We start from the raw sequence: 14,660 nt of genomic DNA, 5'->3' as shown, positions 1-14,660 counted from the left end.
GTATGTCCGCAAATGTAGTGGTAATAGGCAGCCTGAACATGGACCTGGTCACTCGGGCGCCGCGCTTGCCCCTGGGCGGTGAGACGCTGATCGGCCATTCTTTCGCGACTGTGTCCGGCGGCAAGGGCGCCAATCAGGCGGTAGCCGCTGCACGGCTGGGTGCGCAGGTGTCGATGGTCGGCTGTGTCGGCAACGATGACTATGGCGTGCAATTGCGCGACGCGTTGCTGGCCGAGCAGATCGATTGTCAGGCGGTCAGCGTGGTGGAGGATTCCAGTGGCGTGGCGCTGATCGTGGTCGATGACAACAGTCAGAACGCGATTGTCATCGTGGCCGGCGCCAATGGTTCGATGACCCCGGCGGTCATCGACCGGTTCGACGCCGTGCTGCAAGCGGCCGACGTGATCATCTGCCAATTAGAAATCCCCGACGCCACGGTAGGCCATGCGCTGAAACGTGGACGTGAACTGGGCAAGACGGTCATCCTCAACCCTGCGCCGGCCAGTCGACCGCTGCCGGCAGACTGGTTTGCCGCCATCGATTATCTGATTCCCAACGAGAGCGAGGCTGCCGCCCTCAGCGGTTTGCCGGTGGACTCGCTGGCGACCGCTGAAAAAGCTGCGGCGCACCTGATGTCACTGGGCGCCGGCAAGGTCATCATCACGCTGGGGGCTCAAGGCTCATTGTTCGCCAACGGCACGGGTTACCAGCATTTTCCTGCACCCAAAGTGAAGGCTGTCGATACCACCGCCGCCGGGGATACGTTTGTCGGCGGATTTTCGGCGGCACTGGCGGCCGGCAAAACCGAGGACGAGGCCATTCGTTTCGGGCAGGTCGCTGCGGCCCTGTCGGTTACCCGGGCAGGTGCCCAGCCGTCCATTCCCACCACCTCCGACGTACAGGCATTCAAACCCGCATGAAAAAGACTCCTTTGCTCAATGTCGCCCTGTCGCGGCTGATTGCTTCCCTCGGCCACGGCGACATGGTCGTGATCGGCGATGCCGGCCTGCCAGTGCCGCCGGGTGTCGAACTGATCGACCTGGCGTTGACGCATGGCGTGCCGGATTTCGTCAGCACCCTGAAAGTCGTACTCAGCGAGATGCAGGTGGAAAGCCACGCGCTGGCCAAGGAGATTTTCGACAAGCAACCGACCGCGCTGTCCACGCTGGACGAGCTGAATGACGAAGGCTCGCTGGGGCGGCGTGACCTGCTCAGTCACGAGCAATTCAAAGTACTCAGCCGACAGGCACGAGCGATCGTTCGTACGGGCGAATGCCAGCCGTACTGCAACATCGTGCTGGTGTCTGGAGTTACGTTCTAAACAGGGTTCGCCCCTTTTGATTTCATCTGCACAAGGAATGCGCCATGCACCGCTATGCTCAAAAAATGCATCAATTGATTCGGAGTCTGCTGCTTTTGTCCGTGATAACCGCGACCGGCGCCCAGGCGGCGGAAAAGATCGACCTGATCATCGACACCGATCCGGGCGCCGATGACGTGGTCGCCCTGTTGTTAGCCATGGCCTCACCGGAGGAGCTGAACATTCGCGCGTTCACCACCGTGGCCGGCAACGTGCGTCTGGACAAGACTTCGCGCAATGCCCGGTTGGCCCGTGAGTGGGCAGGGCGGGAAGAGATTCCGGTGTACGCCGGCGCGCCGAAGCCGCTGATGCGCACTCCGATCTACGCCGAAAACATCCATGGCAAGGAAGGCCTGTCGGGTGTCACCGTGCACGAGCCGAAAAAGGGCCTGGCCGAAGGCAATGCGGTCAACTACCTGATCGACACCCTGAAAAAAGCCAAGCCGCACAGCATCACCATCGCGATGCTCGGCCCGCAGACCAACCTGGCCCTGGCGCTGATCCAGGAGCCGGAGATTGTTCAGGGGATCAAGGAAGTGGTGATCATGGGTGGCGCCCACTTCAATGGCGGCAACATCACGCCGGTGGCCGAGTTCAACCTGTACGCCGACCCGCAAGCAGCGGAAGTGGTGCTTAAAAGCGGGGTGAAACTGACTTACCTGCCACTGGATGTGACCCACAAGATCCTGACCAGCGATGCGCGCCTGAAGCAGATCGCGGCGCTGAACAACAATGCGAGCAAGATTGTCGGCGACATCCTCAACGAGTACATCAAAGGCGATATGGAGCACTACGGCATTCCGGGTGGTCCTGTGCATGACGCCACCGTCGTGGCTTATCTGCTCAAGCCTGAGCTGTTCACTGGCCGGTCGGTGAATGTGGTGGTCGACAGCCGTGAAGGCCCGACCTTCGGCCAGACTATTGTCGACTGGTATGACGGCCTCAAGGCGCCGAAGAACGCCTTCTGGGTGGAGAACGGCGACGCCCAAGGCTTCTTCGATCTGCTGACCGAGCGTCTGAAACGTCTGAAGTAAGCGATACGCCCGCAGGTGCCAGCTTGCGGGCTTTTACTCCCTCTCGGTGTCCGATGTGCCTTTGAAGTCATCGGGATACTTTTCGAACAGCTGGGCGATGAACGACTGCGCGCCTTGCGTTCCCAGCGTCTTCACCAGCAAGTCAATGCTGATCAATGCCAATTCCTCCGGACTGCCCGGACTGTAAGAACTGTGCCCTTGCGGCCAGGCGGCCTTGATGTCGGCGGTAATGCTTACGGTGGTCATGGCAAGGCTCGGTCGCGGGATCGGAGTTTTGAGTTAACCACTTTGCCGAGCGTTTGGCACTGCGACTTAGGCATGAGCGCAGGGCTATGCGACACTTGGTCGTTTCCGCAAAAAAACAAGGATTGCGCTGTGCAGATCGATTTGAATAGCCCCGACGGCCTGACCCTTGATGCTGTCCGCCGGATGCTGGCGTCAGCCAGTGATGACGAACACACTCAACTGCGCGTGACCAAGGGTGGCATTGCCTATATCTCTTCGGGTGTCACTGGCGGCCAGGACATCGATGGCCTGCTGTTTCGTCTGGAGACTTGGGCAAAAGGCTCGGGATACGTGGGAAATGTCGCGGCCAACGACGAAGTCTGGGCCATGCAGATCTTCAACGCGCTCAAGGACAACTGGCCAAATCCTCCCTTCGATTACATAGATGTCTACTGAGCGTCATTAATATTCAGTGACGTTTTACGGGGTGAAGCTTCAGACGTTGCTCAGGCACACTCAGTGTTTTTCCGATTGTGGGGCGGGGTGATAGCACTCACCGTGAAACCAAACGCCGTATTGGCGGTCGCACGATCTCTGCTCAAAATTGAAATAAGGAGGCTTCAATGCCTTGGAAGTTCGCGTCACTGGGTGCACTGATGGCCGTTGCTCTGTTGGCTGGTTGCTCTACGACCTCCAGCGAGTCGCAGAAGGATCCCGTGGCGACTGAGGCCGGACATGGTCGTTGTGAAGCATCGGCTGCGGAGTTCGCTCTCGGCAAGAAAGCTTCGCCGGAACTATTGGAGCAAGCGCGCAAGAAAGCCGGTGCGCAGAACGCCCGATTCCTCAAGCCGAATGACATGATCACTTTGGAGTACCGCTCCGATCGCCTCAACCTGAATACCGATCAGAACCTGGTAGTCACCCGCGTCAACTGCGGCTGAGCCTTTCGGGCGTTTGTTTCACCCATAAAAAACCCCGTCACATGGACGGGGTTTTTTTAGTGCGCCGGGAAATTACTCTGGGCGAACTTGTGCAGCTTGCATACCCTTTTGGCCTTTCTCAGCCACGAAGGAAACGGTCTGGCCTTCTTTCAGGCTTTTGAAACCGTCGGATTCGATAGCTTTGAAGTGTACGAACAGGTCGTCACCGCCACCTTGAGGAGTGATGAAGCCGAAGCCTTTTTCATCGTTGAACCATTTAACGGTGCCGGTTTGGCGATTAGACATGGTGTATCTCCAAGAAACATATATTTTCAGTAGTACTGTGCTGCTCAGGCCAACTGGGCACACTGGGATATCATAGTCGAAATGTTCGCTTTGGTAGCCCCCCGGACGTGCTGTTTGCCAATCAGTCGTGTTTTCTTTACTGCCTGTTTCGGCTGGAGGCCCCGGTTTAAAAGGCTTCTGGCGAAAAATAAAGACAATAAAAAAACCTGTAAAACCTGCATAAATCGTACGAAAAGGCCTGAATCAGATGCTTTTCAGCGGTGCTGGGGGCAGTGAAAAGGCCTGTTTCATCATTTTTTCGCCGGTGTATTGGCCTTGCATTTGGCAATTTGCCCCAGGGCTTTCTGCTGCAGTTCCTGGCTGGCCTTGTTGTCCATCAGTGCCTGAATGTCGCTGGCCGGGTAGGACTTGATCGCATCGGCACCGCACGCGCAGTGGGACTTTGCGGCAGCGGCACCGATTTGCGGAGTGGCCGCCTGGGTGCACTGAGCCATGTATTTCTCACGCTCGCCCTTCGGCCAGTCGGCATGGGCGCTCAACGGCAGCAGCAAAACGAGGGGGGCGACTGCAGCAAGCAGGGTGTTAAGACGCATGCGAGGATGCTCCTTGTGGGTCAATGTCTTGTTATCTGAGGGGCCTAAGGCCGATCAAGTTCAGCACTCTGGCATAAAACGGACGATTTGCCTCCCGGTAAAACCAGAGTGCATCGGTGACCGTTCATCTGTGCTAGCATGCCTGGCTCGGGCGTTCGCAAGCTCCGGATGACCTTCAGTCCTGGCAGCGGCAGCGTACGAATTTTCTGATTTGAATCCCAGTCACTCTGGTTCGGTTTTCCGGTTGGCCGCAAGGCTCCTGCCGCTGTAAGGCAGGCGTTCGTCATTGAATGGCCTGGATCGGATCTTGTACTGGCTCATCCCAACCCACGTGACCTTTGGTAGGGGTCACCACTAGGAGAGGAGGCGCCATGCCAACTATTACTCTTCCCGACGGCAGTCAACGTTCATTCGATCACCCGGTTTCCGTAGCCGAGGTCGCCGCATCCATCGGTGCAGGCCTGGCCAAGGCCACCCTGGCCGGCAAGGTGAACGGCAAGCTGGTTGACGCCAGCGACATCATCGACAGCGACGCAACGCTGCAAATCATCACGCCAAAGGATGAAGAGGGGCTGGAGATCATTCGCCACTCTTGCGCCCACCTGGTTGGCCACGCGGTCAAGCAGTTGTACCCGACGGCCAAAATGGTCATCGGTCCGGTCATTGATGAAGGCTTCTATTACGACATCGCCTTCGAGCGTCCTTTTACGCCGGACGACATGGCGGCCATCGAACAGCGCATGCAACAGCTGATCGACACTGAATACGACGTCATCAAGAAAGTCACTCCGCGTGCCGAAGTGATCGAAGTGTTCAAGGCTCGTGGCGAAGATTACAAGCTGCGTCTGGTCGAGGACATGCCGAACGAGCAGGCCATGGGCCTGTACTATCACGAAGAATACGTCGACATGTGCCGCGGTCCGCACGTGCCGAACACTCGCTTCCTGAAATCCTTCAAGCTGACCAAGCTGTCCGGCGCCTACTGGCGCGGTGATGCCAAGAACGAGCAATTGCAGCGCGTTTACGGCACCGCGTGGGCTGACAAGAAGCAACTGGCTGCTTACATCCAGCGTATCGAAGAAGCTGAAAAGCGCGATCACCGCAAGATCGGCAAGCGCCTGGGCCTGTTCCACACCCAGGAAGAAGCGCCGGGCATGGTGTTCTGGCACCCGAATGGCTGGACGCTTTACCAGGTTCTCGAGCAGTACATGCGCAAAGTGCAGCGCGACAACGGCTATCTCGAGATCAAGACGCCGCAAGTCGTTGACCGCAGCCTGTGGGAGAAATCCGGGCACTGGGCCAACTACGCCGACAACATGTTCACCACCGAGTCGGAAAGCCGCGACTACGCCATCAAGCCGATGAACTGCCCTTGCCACGTGCAGGTGTTCAACCAGGGTCTGAAGAGCTACCGCGAGCTGCCGATGCGCTTGGCCGAGTTCGGTGCCTGCCATCGCAACGAGCCGTCGGGTGCGCTGCACGGCATCATGCGTGTGCGTGCGTTCACTCAGGACGACGCCCACATCTTCTGCACCGAAGAACAGATGCAGGCTGAATCCGCAGCGTTCATCAAGCTGACCATGGATGTTTATGCCGACTTCGGCTTTAAAGACATCGAGATGAAGCTGTCCACTCGTCCGGAAAAACGCGTCGGTTCCGACGAGCTGTGGGATCGCGCCGAAGCGGCCCTGGCTGCAGCGCTTGATAGCGCTGGTCTGCCGTACGATCTGCAGCCGGGTGAGGGCGCTTTCTACGGTCCGAAGATTGAATTCTCGCTGAAAGATTGCCTCGGTCGCGTGTGGCAGTGTGGTACCTTGCAGCTCGATTTCAACCTGCCGGTGCGTCTGGGAGCCGAATACGTCTCCGAAGACAACAGCCGCAAGCATCCGGTGATGTTGCACCGTGCGATCCTCGGTTCGTTCGAGCGTTTCGTCGGCATTCTGATCGAGCACTACGAAGGTGCATTCCCTGCGTGGCTGGCGCCAACCCAGGCAGTGATCATGAATATCACTGATAAACAGGCAGATTTCGTCGCTCAGGTCGAAAAAACTCTCAACGAAAGCGGGTTTCGTGCCAAGTCCGACTTGAGAAATGAAAAGATCGGCTTTAAAATCCGCGAGCATACTTTGCTCAAGGTTCCATATCTCTTGGTTATTGGGGATAAGGAAGTCGAGATGCAGACTGTCGCTGTGCGTACTCGTGAAGGTGCTGACCTGGGCTCGATGCCCGTCGCCCAGTTCGCTGAGTTTCTCGCGCAAGCGGTTTCCCGGCGTGGTCGCCCAGATTCGGAGTAATTATTATTAAGCGTGAAATGAGACAAGATAAACGAGCTGCACCGAAAGCCCCGATCAACGAGAATATCTCGGCACGCGAGGTTCGGTTAATTGGCGCTGATGGCGAGCAGATTGGCATCGTCTCGATTGATGAAGCGCTTCGTATTGCTGAAGAAGCAAAGCTTGATCTGGTAGAAATCTCTGCCGACGCAGTCCCGCCGGTTTGCCGGGTGATGGACTACGGCAAATCGATCTTCGAAAAGAAGAAGCAGATTGCTGCGGCGAAGAAGAACCAGAAGCAGATTCAGGTAAAAGAAATCAAGTTTCGTCCAGGGACGGAGGAAGGGGATTACCAGGTAAAACTGCGCAACCTGGTACGTTTCCTGAGTGACGGGGACAGGGCCAAGGTATCCTTGCGATTCCGCGGCCGTGAGATGGCCCACCAGGAGCTGGGGATGGAACTCCTCAAGCGGGTTGAACAAGACCTGCTCGAGTACGGTTCGGTCGAACAGCATCCTAAGATGGAAGGACGCCAGCTGATCATGGTCATCGCCCCGAAAAAGAAGAAGTAATCAACAGGGCACGGCAGGCCTTCTGATTATGTTTATCAACTGAATGCGGAGTATCCGAACATGCCAAAGATGAAAACCAAAAGTGGTGCTGCTAAGCGGTTTCTGAAAACTGCTAACGGTATCAAGCACAAGCACGCTTTCAAGAGCCACATCCTGACCAAAATGTCGACCAAGCGTAAGCGTCAACTGCGCGGTAGCAGCTTGCTGCATCCGTCTGACGTGGCAAAAGTCGAGCGCATGCTGCGCCTTCGTTAATTTTTGGATCAAGAATAGAGGAAGTAACTCATGGCTCGTGTAAAGCGTGGCGTCATTGCCCGTAAACGTCACAAAAAAATTCTGAAACTTGCTAAAGGCTACTACGGCGCACGCTCCCGCGTATTCCGTGTTGCCAAGCAAGCGGTAATCAAGGCAGGCCAATACGCCTACCGTGACCGTCGTCAGAAAAAACGTCAGTTCCGCGCTCTGTGGATCGCTCGTATCAACGCTGGTGCTCGTGTTAACGGTCTGTCCTACAGCCGTTTCATCGCTGGCCTGAAAAAAGCGTCCATCGAGATCGACCGTAAGGTTCTGGCTGATCTGGCAGTGAACGAAAAAGCGGCGTTTGCTGCGATTGTCGAGAAAGCTAAAGCCACCTTGGCTTAAGTACCCCCGACAGTCACCTGGCCACACCTCTGTGGGGCCAGGTGTTAAACGTCATAAATAGGGGAAGAGCCTTCAAGCTCTTCCCCTATTTTGTATCTGGAGTCTGTACATGGAAAACCTGGATGCGCTGGTCTCTCAAGCACTAGAGGCTGTGCAAAGCGCTGAAGATATCAATGCCCTGGAGCAAATCCGGGTTCAATACCTTGGCAAAAAGGGTGAATTGACTCAGGTGATGAAGACCCTGGGGAATTTGCCGGCAGAAGAGCGTCCGCAGGTCGGCGCCCTGATCAACGTTGCCAAGGAACGTGTTACAGGCGTTCTCAATGCGCGCATGGCTCTGTTTGAAGAAGCCGAACTGGCTGCCAAACTGTCTGCCGAATCGATTGACGTGACCCTGCCGGGCCGCGGTCAGACCTCCGGTGGTCTGCATCCGGTAACCCGGACTCTGGAACGTATCGAACAGTTCTTCACCCATATCGGCTACGGCATTGCCGAAGGCCCTGAGGTTGAAGACGACTATCACAACTTCGAGGCGCTCAACATCCCAGGCCACCACCCGGCCCGGTCGATGCATGACACCTTCTATTTCAACGCCAACATGTTGCTGCGCACCCATACCTCGCCGGTACAGGTCCGCACCATGGAATCGAAAAAGCCGCCGATCCGCATTGTCTGCCCAGGCCGTGTGTACCGCAGCGACTCCGATATCACCCATTCGCCGATGTTCCACCAGGTCGAAGGCCTGCTGGTCGATCGCGATATCAACTTCGCCGACCTCAAAGGCACGATCGAAGAGTTCTTGCGGGTGTTCTTCGAGAAAGAGCTGGCGGTGCGTTTCCGTCCTTCGTACTTCCCGTTCACCGAGCCTTCCGCCGAAGTCGACATGGAATGCGTGATGTGCAGCGGTAAAGGCTGCCGCGTTTGCAAACAGACTGGCTGGCTGGAAGTGATGGGCTGCGGCATGGTTCACCCGAACGTGTTGCGCATGTCCGGGATCGATCCGGAAGAGTTCTCGGGCTTTGCCTTCGGCATGGGCGTTGAGCGTCTGGCCATGCTGCGTTACGGCGTGAACGACTTGCGTCTGTTCTTCGACAACGACTTGCGGTTCCTCGCGCAATTTCGCTAGTCGTAACGAATTCTTAGGAGAGCAGGATGAAATTCAGTGAACAATGGCTGCGTGGCTGGGTCAGCCCGCAGGTAGATCGCGACGCGCTGGTTGCCCGTCTGTCGATGGCCGGTCTTGAGGTCGATAGCGTTACGCCGGCCGCCGGTGTTTTCAGTGGCGTGGTGGTGGGTGAGGTGCTGAGCACCGAGCAGCACCCCGATGCCGACAAATTGCGCGTGTGCCAGGTCAGCAATGGCGCGGAAACTTTCCAGGTCGTGTGCGGTGCGCCAAACGTGCGTCCAGGCCTGAAGATTCCGTTCGCGATGATCGGTGCCGAGCTGCCGGGCGACTTCAAGATCAAGAAGGCCAAGCTGCGCGGTGTCGAGTCCAACGGCATGCTGTGCTCGCAATCCGAGCTGCAGGTCGGTGAAGGCAATGACGGTCTGATGGAGCTGCCAGCCGATGCGCCGGTGGGCGAAGATTTCCGTGTTTATCTGGACCTGGAAGACGCCAGCATCGAAGTCGATCTGACTCCGAACCGTGGCGACTGCCTGTCCCTGGCCGGTCTGGCCCGTGAAGTCGGCGCGCTGTACGACGCTCCGGTCACTCGCCCGGTGGTGATGACCGTTCCGGCGGTGCACGACGAAGTGCGCTCGGTAGAAGTTTTGGCACCTGCGGCCTGCCCGCGTTACCTGGGCCGTGTCATCCGTAACGTTGACCTGTCCAGGCCGACGCCGCTGTGGATGGTTGAGCGTCTGCGTCGCGCCGAAGTCCGCAGCATCGACGCCGCCGTCGACATCACTAACTACGTGATGCTCGAGCTGGGCCAGCCTCTGCACGCCTTCGATCTCGCCGAAATCAATGGCGGCATCCGTGTGCGCATGGCGGAAGAGGGCGAGAAGCTCGTTCTGCTCGACGGTCAGGAAGTCAGCCTGCGCAGCGATACGCTGGTGATCGCCGACCACACTCGCGCTCTGGCGATTGCCGGCGTGATGGGTGGCGAGCACAGTGGCGTTTCCGCGACCACTCGCGACGTGTTCCTTGAAAGTGCGTTCTTCGACCAGATCGCTGTCGCGGGCAAGGCTCGTTCGTATGGTCTGCACACTGACGCTTCGCACCGCTATGAGCGCGGTGTGGACTGGCAACTGGCCCGTGAAGCCATGGAGCGCGCCACCGGCCTGCTGCTGGAAATCACCGGTGGCGAAGCCGGCCCGATCATCGAGACCGTCAGCGAGCAGCACTTGCCGTCGATCGCGCCGATCACCCTGCGGGCTCAGCGCATCACCCAGATGCTGGGCATGGAAATGGATTCGGCCGAAGTCGAGCGTCTGCTCAATGCTTTGGGTCTGAAGGTTTCCGCCGACGGAGCAGGGCAGTGGCGCGTAGAAGTGCCAAGCCATCGCTTCGACATCAGCCTGGAAGTCGATCTGATCGAAGAGCTGGCACGTCTGTACGGTTACAACCGCCTGCCGGTTCGTTACCCGCAAGCTCGTCTGGCGCCACAGGCCAAGGCCGAAGCGCGCAGCGATCTGCCGGAGCTGCGTCGTCTGCTGGTCGCCCGTGGCTACCAGGAAGCGATCACCTACAGCTTCATCGATCCGAAGCAGTTCGAGCTGTTCAACCCGGGCGTGGAGCCGCTGCTGTTGGCGAACCCGATCTCCAATGACATGGCCGCCATGCGTTCGTCGCTGTGGCCGGGTCTGGTCAAGGCGTTGCAGCACAACCTCAACCGCCAGCAGGATCGTGTTCGTCTGTTCGAGAGCGGTCTGCGCTTTGTCGGTCAGCTGGAAGGTCTGAAGCAAGAGTCGATGATCGCCGGTGTGGTATGCGGCAGCCGTCTGCCGGAAGGCTGGGCGCAAGGTCGCGATACCGTGGACTTCTTCGACGTCAAGGCTGACGTAGAAGCAGTGCTGGGCTTTGCCGGTGCGCTGGATCAGTTCACTTTTGCACCGGGCAAACACCCTGCGCTGCATCCGGGCCAGACCGCACGCATCGAGCGGGAAGGGCGTGAAGTCGGCTTTATCGGCGCGATTCACCCTGAACTGTCGAAGTCCCTGGGTCTCGACCGTCCGGTCTTTGTCTTCGAGCTGGTTCTGGCTGAAGTCGCTCTGGGTAAAATGCCGAAATTCCACGAGTTGTCGCGCTTTCCTGAAGTGCGTCGTGACCTGGCACTGATTGCGCACAAAGACGTTGCAGCCTCGGCTGTACTGGACGTAATCCGTGAAAATGCAGGCGAATGGCTGACAGACCTCAGGCTATTTGACGTGTATCAGGGTAAAGGCATTGATCCTGATAGAAAAAGCCTCGCAGTCGGCTTGACCTGGCAGCATCCATCGCGCACTCTTAATGACGATGAGGTGAATTCGACGACGCAAAATATCCTCACCTCGCTCGAACAAAGGTTGAACGCCACGTTAAGGAAGTGACGTATGGGGGCTTTGACGAAAGCTGAGATGGCGGAACGTCTGTATGAAGAGCTGGGCCTGAACAAGCGGGAAGCCAAGGAATTGGTTGAACTGTTTTTCGAGGAAATCAGGCACGCTCTTGAAGACAACGAGCAGGTCAAATTGTCGGGTTTCGGCAATTTCGACCTTCGGGACAAACGCCAGCGGCCTGGCCGCAACCCGAAAACGGGGGAAGAAATCCCGATCACGGCTCGCCGTGTGGTCACCTTTCGTCCAGGGCAGAAGTTGAAGGCCCGAGTTGAGGCTTATGCTGGAACCAAGTCATAACGACGAACTCCCCGTCATCCCGGGCAAACGCTACTTCACCATCGGTGAAGTCAGCGAGCTGTGTGCGGTAAAACCGCACGTGCTGCGCTACTGGGAGCAGGAGTTTCCTCAGCTCAACCCCGTCAAACGCCGCGGAAACCGCCGGTATTATCAGCGCCAGGACGTGCTGATGATCCGGCAGATCCGCGCGCTCCTTTACGATCAGGGGTTTACCATCGGCGGCGCGCGACTGCGTCTGTCCGGCGATGAAGCCAAAGACGACACCACCCAATACAAGCAAATGATCCGCCAGATGATCGCCGAGCTCGAAGATGTTCTGGTGGTTCTCAAGAAATAATTTCGTGCTTTTAAATACTTCCAGTTTTCAAAAGCTTGCGATATATTCTTGAGCGTTCTTCGAGATGGAGAACGAGTTTCAAACCTAGTCGGGGCGTAGCGCAGTCCGGTAGCGCACTAGCATGGGGTGCTAGGGGTCGAGTGTTCGAATCACTCCGTCCCGACCATATAATTCAATGACTTAGCCCAACTTTAGCGAGTTGGGCTTTTTCATGCGCAGGGACTTTTACAGGGGATCCAGTTTACTTCCTCATCAAAGTCCGACACTCAAGCCGATCACCTAGATCGGCTTTTTTGTGCCCGCACAAAACTACCCAGTGATTTCACTGACAGACACCCAGCGTCGTTCCTCAGCCGCGACCCGAATCGCCGTCGCCAGCCTCTCAACTTCAAATGCTTCTTCAAAATCAGTCCCGGTCTGCCCGCTCCCGGCCAACGCCATGATCAGCTCATGCACTTCCAGTGTCTTCAGCTCGTTGTAGCCCAGCTGATGCCCCGGCGCCGGGCTGAACGCGGCGTAGCCGGGCAAGTCCGGTCCGGCGAGTAAACGCTGGAAGCCACCTTCGCCGGCGCGACACAGGCGTATCTCGTTCAAGCGCTCCTGATCAAACGCCAGGGTGCCTCGGGTGCCGCTGATTTCGAAGCTCAGATGATTCTTGTAGCCATGCTTGAGCCAGCTGCTGCTGAAGGTACCCCGCGCGCCACTGGCGAAACGCAGCAAGGCATGGGCTTGATCGTCGACCGCAATGCGACGTCGTTCCTGGCTGCCGGTTGTGGTCGGGCGTTGGCCATGGACTGTCTGGGAGTCGGCGCACACCGCTTCGACATCGCCCAGCAGGTAGCGCGCCATGGCGAGCAGGTGGCTGCCCAGATCCGCCAATGCTCCACCAGCATGTTCCGGTTCGCAGCGCCACGACCAGGGGGAGGCCGGATCGGCCATGAAATCTTCGCTGAATTCACCTTGAAAGCTGATGATCTTGCCGAGTTCGCCACTCAGGATCAGCTCTCTCGCCAGGCCGATGATCGGGTTGTGCTGATAGTTGTAGCCGACCCGGGTGACGACGCCGGCATGCTTCGCCGCCACGCGCATGGCATGAGCTTGCTCAAGATTCACCGCCAGCGGCTTTTCGCAGTAAACCGGCTTACCGGCGGCGAGGGCGGCCATGGCCATCGGGTAGTGCAGGTGATTGGGAGTGGTGATGGCGATCAGGTTGACCTTGGGGTCGTCGATCAATCGCTGCCAGTCGCCATGGGCTTGATCGAAGCCCCAGGCGGTTGCGCAGGCTTGTGCGCGTGCGGGATCGGCGTCAGCCAGGGCGGCCAGGCGAAGGGTGAAGGGCAGTTCGAATGCCCCGCTGACGTTGCGAAAGGCCAGGGCGTGGGCGCGCCCCATGAAGCCCGTGCCGATCAGGCCGATTCCGAGTTCACGCATGACAGGATCCTTTGAGTTTTTGTTTTCAGAGATCCTGTTTATAGAATAAATATTCCTTGCGTTCAAATAATGGAATAAATATTTTGAACTGCCATATTCGTTGAGATGACGGTGCTCCGATCAGTCCTCGAACCCGACCTGCTCGTGAATCTCGTCCACCTTCAACTCCAGTCGATAGGCCACGGCGATAAACAGCGCCTGGCAAAGGCACAAAGTCGCACTCAAGGATCGGAACGCAAACGAGCTACCTTCATTGACCAGCAGCAGGGTATTGGCGCGCTTGGCCAGGGGCGAGAGATTGCTGTCAGTGATGATCAGGGTTTTCGCCTGATGGTGCTGGGCGATGCGCAGGCAGTGCTGGGTTTCCTTACCATACGGCGTAAAGCTGATGGCGATCACCAGGTCATTGGCGCGCACGCTGCGCATCTGCTCGCGATAGCTGCCGCCGAGGCCCGAGACCAGGTGAATGCGCTTGTTGGTGTGTTGCAGGTTGTAGACCAGATAGTCGGCCACGGCGAACGAGCGGCGTACCCCGACCACGTAGATATTGTCGGCATTGACCACAAGATCCACGGCCTTTTCAAAGGCTTGGTCATCCAGTTCCTGGCCCAGGCGTTCGATGCCCGAAAGGGTGGCGTCGATGCACTCGCGGGCCAGGTCGCCGCCGCTGGCTTTCTGCGACTTGTTGGCGATCATGCTGCGAATGCGCTGCTGGTAGTTCTGTACCGGCGTGGCTTTGTGGGTATACGCCTCGCGGAACAGCGCCTGCATTTCACTGAATCCGCTGAAACCGAAACGCTGGGAAAACCGCACGATGGCCGACGGGTGCACTTCGCACTCGCGGGCGATGTCGCTGATGCGGTCGACCATGATCCGGTCGCTTTGCTGGCTCATGTAACTGGCGATGCGTTTGAGCTGGCGCGGAAGGCTTTCGTATTCAGTGGTGATGAGCTGCAGCAGACGCTCGGCATTGATCGGGGGGCTGGCAAGATCGCTCTCGGGCGTGCTCTCGGCGGTAGCCGGCTGATCGGTGCTGGACATAAATAATCCTTTTGGCTTGTTCTTATAGGGACGGTTACGTCTCGTCCCCTGACAATAGTTTGGCTGTGCGCAGTCTACAGGCTCGGCCC

The 14,660-nt window shown here is 57.8% G+C and carries 18 protein-coding genes and 1 tRNA gene; 14 read left to right on the top strand and 5 right to left on the bottom strand.

What is annotated here, in order from left to right; genetic code table 11:
- Positions 1–2: 2 nt before the first annotated feature.
- Genes rbsK through CAF74_RS22450 form a run of 3 tightly spaced genes read left to right on the top strand, consistent with a single transcriptional unit; the run spans position 3 to position 2,394 of the window.
- The gene (rbsK, locus tag CAF74_RS22460) at positions 3–920 is read left to right on the top strand and encodes a ribokinase (protein WP_085747804.1); all 918 of its coding nucleotides are present in this window, start codon (positions 3–5) and stop codon (positions 918–920) included.
- Positions 917–1,321 carry a D-ribose pyranase gene (gene rbsD, locus CAF74_RS22455; protein ID WP_007956017.1) on the top strand — a complete coding sequence of 135 codons (405 nt, stop codon included), beginning with the start codon at positions 917–919 and terminating at the stop codon, positions 1,319–1,321. Before rbsK ends, rbsD begins: the two co-directional genes overlap by 4 nt.
- 44 nt (positions 1,322–1,365) lie before the next feature.
- Positions 1,366–2,394 (top strand): nucleoside hydrolase, encoded by a 1,029-nt coding sequence (locus tag CAF74_RS22450; protein WP_085747803.1) that lies wholly within the window; start codon positions 1,366–1,368, stop codon positions 2,392–2,394.
- 33 nt (positions 2,395–2,427) lie between these two features.
- Here CAF74_RS22450 and CAF74_RS22445 read toward each other — a convergent pair whose 3' ends face one another.
- Positions 2,428–2,640 (bottom strand): hypothetical protein, encoded by a 213-nt coding sequence (locus CAF74_RS22445; protein ID WP_085747802.1) that lies wholly within the window; start codon positions 2,638–2,640, stop codon positions 2,428–2,430.
- Between the two features lie 129 nt (positions 2,641–2,769).
- Between CAF74_RS22445 and CAF74_RS22440 the strand changes: the two genes are divergently transcribed.
- On the top strand, positions 2,770–3,075 hold the full coding sequence (locus tag CAF74_RS22440) for a hypothetical protein (RefSeq protein WP_085747801.1): 306 nt from the start codon (positions 2,770–2,772) through the stop codon (positions 3,073–3,075).
- 167 nt (positions 3,076–3,242) lie between these two features.
- Positions 3,243–3,560, top strand: a complete 318-nt coding sequence (locus CAF74_RS22435) for an I78 family peptidase inhibitor (protein ID WP_085747800.1) — start codon at positions 3,243–3,245, stop codon at positions 3,558–3,560.
- Positions 3,561–3,632: 72 nt separating this feature from the next.
- Here CAF74_RS22435 and CAF74_RS22430 read toward each other — a convergent pair whose 3' ends face one another.
- Entirely contained in the window at positions 3,633–3,845 is a 213-nt protein-coding gene (locus CAF74_RS22430) for a cold-shock protein (protein ID WP_003179963.1), read from the bottom strand.
- A gap of 290 nt (positions 3,846–4,135) precedes the next feature.
- Positions 4,136–4,438, bottom strand: coding sequence for a hypothetical protein (locus CAF74_RS22425; RefSeq protein ID WP_085747799.1), 303 nt, complete (start codon positions 4,436–4,438; stop codon positions 4,136–4,138).
- A gap of 371 nt (positions 4,439–4,809) precedes the next feature.
- On the opposite strand from CAF74_RS22425, the gene thrS reads away from it, so the two are divergent.
- The 9 genes from thrS to CAF74_RS22380 all read left to right on the top strand — a co-directional run bounded on the left by thrS (position 4,810) and on the right by CAF74_RS22380 (position 12,265).
- A complete protein-coding gene (thrS, locus tag CAF74_RS22420) occupies positions 4,810–6,732 on the top strand; it encodes a threonine--tRNA ligase (RefSeq protein WP_085747798.1) in 1,923 nt (640 codons plus the stop codon).
- Entirely contained in the window at positions 6,732–7,283 is a 552-nt protein-coding gene (gene infC / locus CAF74_RS22415; protein ID WP_169432615.1) for a translation initiation factor IF-3, read from the top strand. Before thrS ends, infC begins: the two co-directional genes overlap by 1 nt.
- A gap of 60 nt (positions 7,284–7,343) precedes the next feature.
- Positions 7,344–7,538 carry a 50S ribosomal protein L35 gene (gene rpmI, locus CAF74_RS22410; protein ID WP_002553160.1) on the top strand — a complete coding sequence of 65 codons (195 nt, stop codon included), beginning with the start codon at positions 7,344–7,346 and terminating at the stop codon, positions 7,536–7,538.
- A gap of 30 nt (positions 7,539–7,568) precedes the next feature.
- A complete protein-coding gene (gene rplT, locus CAF74_RS22405; RefSeq protein WP_002553161.1) occupies positions 7,569–7,925 on the top strand; it encodes a 50S ribosomal protein L20 in 357 nt (118 codons plus the stop codon).
- Positions 7,926–8,034: 109 nt separating this feature from the next.
- Entirely contained in the window at positions 8,035–9,051 is a 1,017-nt protein-coding gene (pheS, locus tag CAF74_RS22400) for a phenylalanine--tRNA ligase subunit alpha (protein ID WP_011333387.1), read from the top strand.
- Between the two features lie 26 nt (positions 9,052–9,077).
- Positions 9,078–11,456, top strand: coding sequence for a phenylalanine--tRNA ligase subunit beta (pheT, locus tag CAF74_RS22395; RefSeq protein ID WP_085747797.1), 2,379 nt, complete (start codon positions 9,078–9,080; stop codon positions 11,454–11,456).
- A gap of 3 nt (positions 11,457–11,459) precedes the next feature.
- A complete protein-coding gene (gene ihfA / locus CAF74_RS22390) occupies positions 11,460–11,762 on the top strand; it encodes an integration host factor subunit alpha (protein ID WP_002553164.1) in 303 nt (100 codons plus the stop codon).
- Positions 11,743–12,099: a MerR family transcriptional regulator gene (locus CAF74_RS22385; protein ID WP_003179985.1), complete on the top strand. Its 357-nt coding sequence runs from the start codon at positions 11,743–11,745 to the stop codon at positions 12,097–12,099. Before ihfA ends, CAF74_RS22385 begins: the two co-directional genes overlap by 20 nt.
- A gap of 89 nt (positions 12,100–12,188) precedes the next feature.
- Positions 12,189–12,265, top strand: a tRNA-Pro gene (locus CAF74_RS22380).
- Between the two features lie 143 nt (positions 12,266–12,408).
- On the opposite strand, the gene CAF74_RS22375 is transcribed toward CAF74_RS22380, so the two are convergent.
- Together CAF74_RS22375 and CAF74_RS22370 are read right to left on the bottom strand one after the other, a co-directional pair.
- Positions 12,409–13,530, bottom strand: a complete 1,122-nt coding sequence (locus CAF74_RS22375; protein WP_085747796.1) for a Gfo/Idh/MocA family protein — start codon at positions 13,528–13,530, stop codon at positions 12,409–12,411.
- Between the two features lie 120 nt (positions 13,531–13,650).
- On the bottom strand, positions 13,651–14,571 hold the full coding sequence (locus CAF74_RS22370) for a MurR/RpiR family transcriptional regulator (protein ID WP_085747795.1): 921 nt from the start codon (positions 14,569–14,571) through the stop codon (positions 13,651–13,653).
- Positions 14,572–14,660 lie beyond the last annotated feature (89 nt).

The organism is Pseudomonas sp. R45(2017), from assembly GCF_002112305.1.
GTDB classification, from domain to species: Bacteria; Pseudomonadota; Gammaproteobacteria; order Pseudomonadales; family Pseudomonadaceae; genus Aquipseudomonas; species Aquipseudomonas paraglycinae.
The sequence above is the reverse complement of the archived record's forward strand: the minus strand, read 5'-3'. Positions and strand labels throughout refer to the sequence as shown.

What these genes read in the sequence shown, in the direction of transcription:
- rbsK (WP_085747804.1), top strand. Translation starts at nt 3, where the DNA reads ATGTCCGCAAATGTAGTGGTAATAGGCAGCCTGAACATGGACCTGGTC.
- rbsD (WP_007956017.1), top strand. Translation starts at nt 917, where the DNA reads ATGAAAAAGACTCCTTTGCTCAATGTCGCCCTGTCGCGGCTGATTGCT.
- CAF74_RS22450 (WP_085747803.1), top strand. Translation starts at nt 1,366, where the DNA reads ATGCACCGCTATGCTCAAAAAATGCATCAATTGATTCGGAGTCTGCTG.
- CAF74_RS22445 (WP_085747802.1), bottom strand. Translation starts at nt 2,640, where the DNA reads ATGACCACCGTAAGCATTACCGCCGACATCAAGGCCGCCTGGCCGCAA.
- CAF74_RS22435 (WP_085747800.1), top strand. Translation starts at nt 3,243, where the DNA reads ATGCCTTGGAAGTTCGCGTCACTGGGTGCACTGATGGCCGTTGCTCTG.
- CAF74_RS22430 (WP_003179963.1), bottom strand. Translation starts at nt 3,845, where the DNA reads ATGTCTAATCGCCAAACCGGCACCGTTAAATGGTTCAACGATGAAAAA.
- CAF74_RS22425 (WP_085747799.1), bottom strand. Translation starts at nt 4,438, where the DNA reads ATGCGTCTTAACACCCTGCTTGCTGCAGTCGCCCCCCTCGTTTTGCTG.
- thrS (WP_085747798.1), top strand. Translation starts at nt 4,810, where the DNA reads ATGCCAACTATTACTCTTCCCGACGGCAGTCAACGTTCATTCGATCAC.
- rpmI (WP_002553160.1), top strand. Translation starts at nt 7,344, where the DNA reads ATGCCAAAGATGAAAACCAAAAGTGGTGCTGCTAAGCGGTTTCTGAAA.
- rplT (WP_002553161.1), top strand. Translation starts at nt 7,569, where the DNA reads ATGGCTCGTGTAAAGCGTGGCGTCATTGCCCGTAAACGTCACAAAAAA.
- pheS (WP_011333387.1), top strand. Translation starts at nt 8,035, where the DNA reads ATGGAAAACCTGGATGCGCTGGTCTCTCAAGCACTAGAGGCTGTGCAA.
- pheT (WP_085747797.1), top strand. Translation starts at nt 9,078, where the DNA reads ATGAAATTCAGTGAACAATGGCTGCGTGGCTGGGTCAGCCCGCAGGTA.
- ihfA (WP_002553164.1), top strand. Translation starts at nt 11,460, where the DNA reads ATGGGGGCTTTGACGAAAGCTGAGATGGCGGAACGTCTGTATGAAGAG.
- CAF74_RS22385 (WP_003179985.1), top strand. Translation starts at nt 11,743, where the DNA reads ATGCTGGAACCAAGTCATAACGACGAACTCCCCGTCATCCCGGGCAAA.
- CAF74_RS22375 (WP_085747796.1), bottom strand. Translation starts at nt 13,530, where the DNA reads ATGCGTGAACTCGGAATCGGCCTGATCGGCACGGGCTTCATGGGGCGC.
- CAF74_RS22370 (WP_085747795.1), bottom strand. Translation starts at nt 14,571, where the DNA reads ATGTCCAGCACCGATCAGCCGGCTACCGCCGAGAGCACGCCCGAGAGC.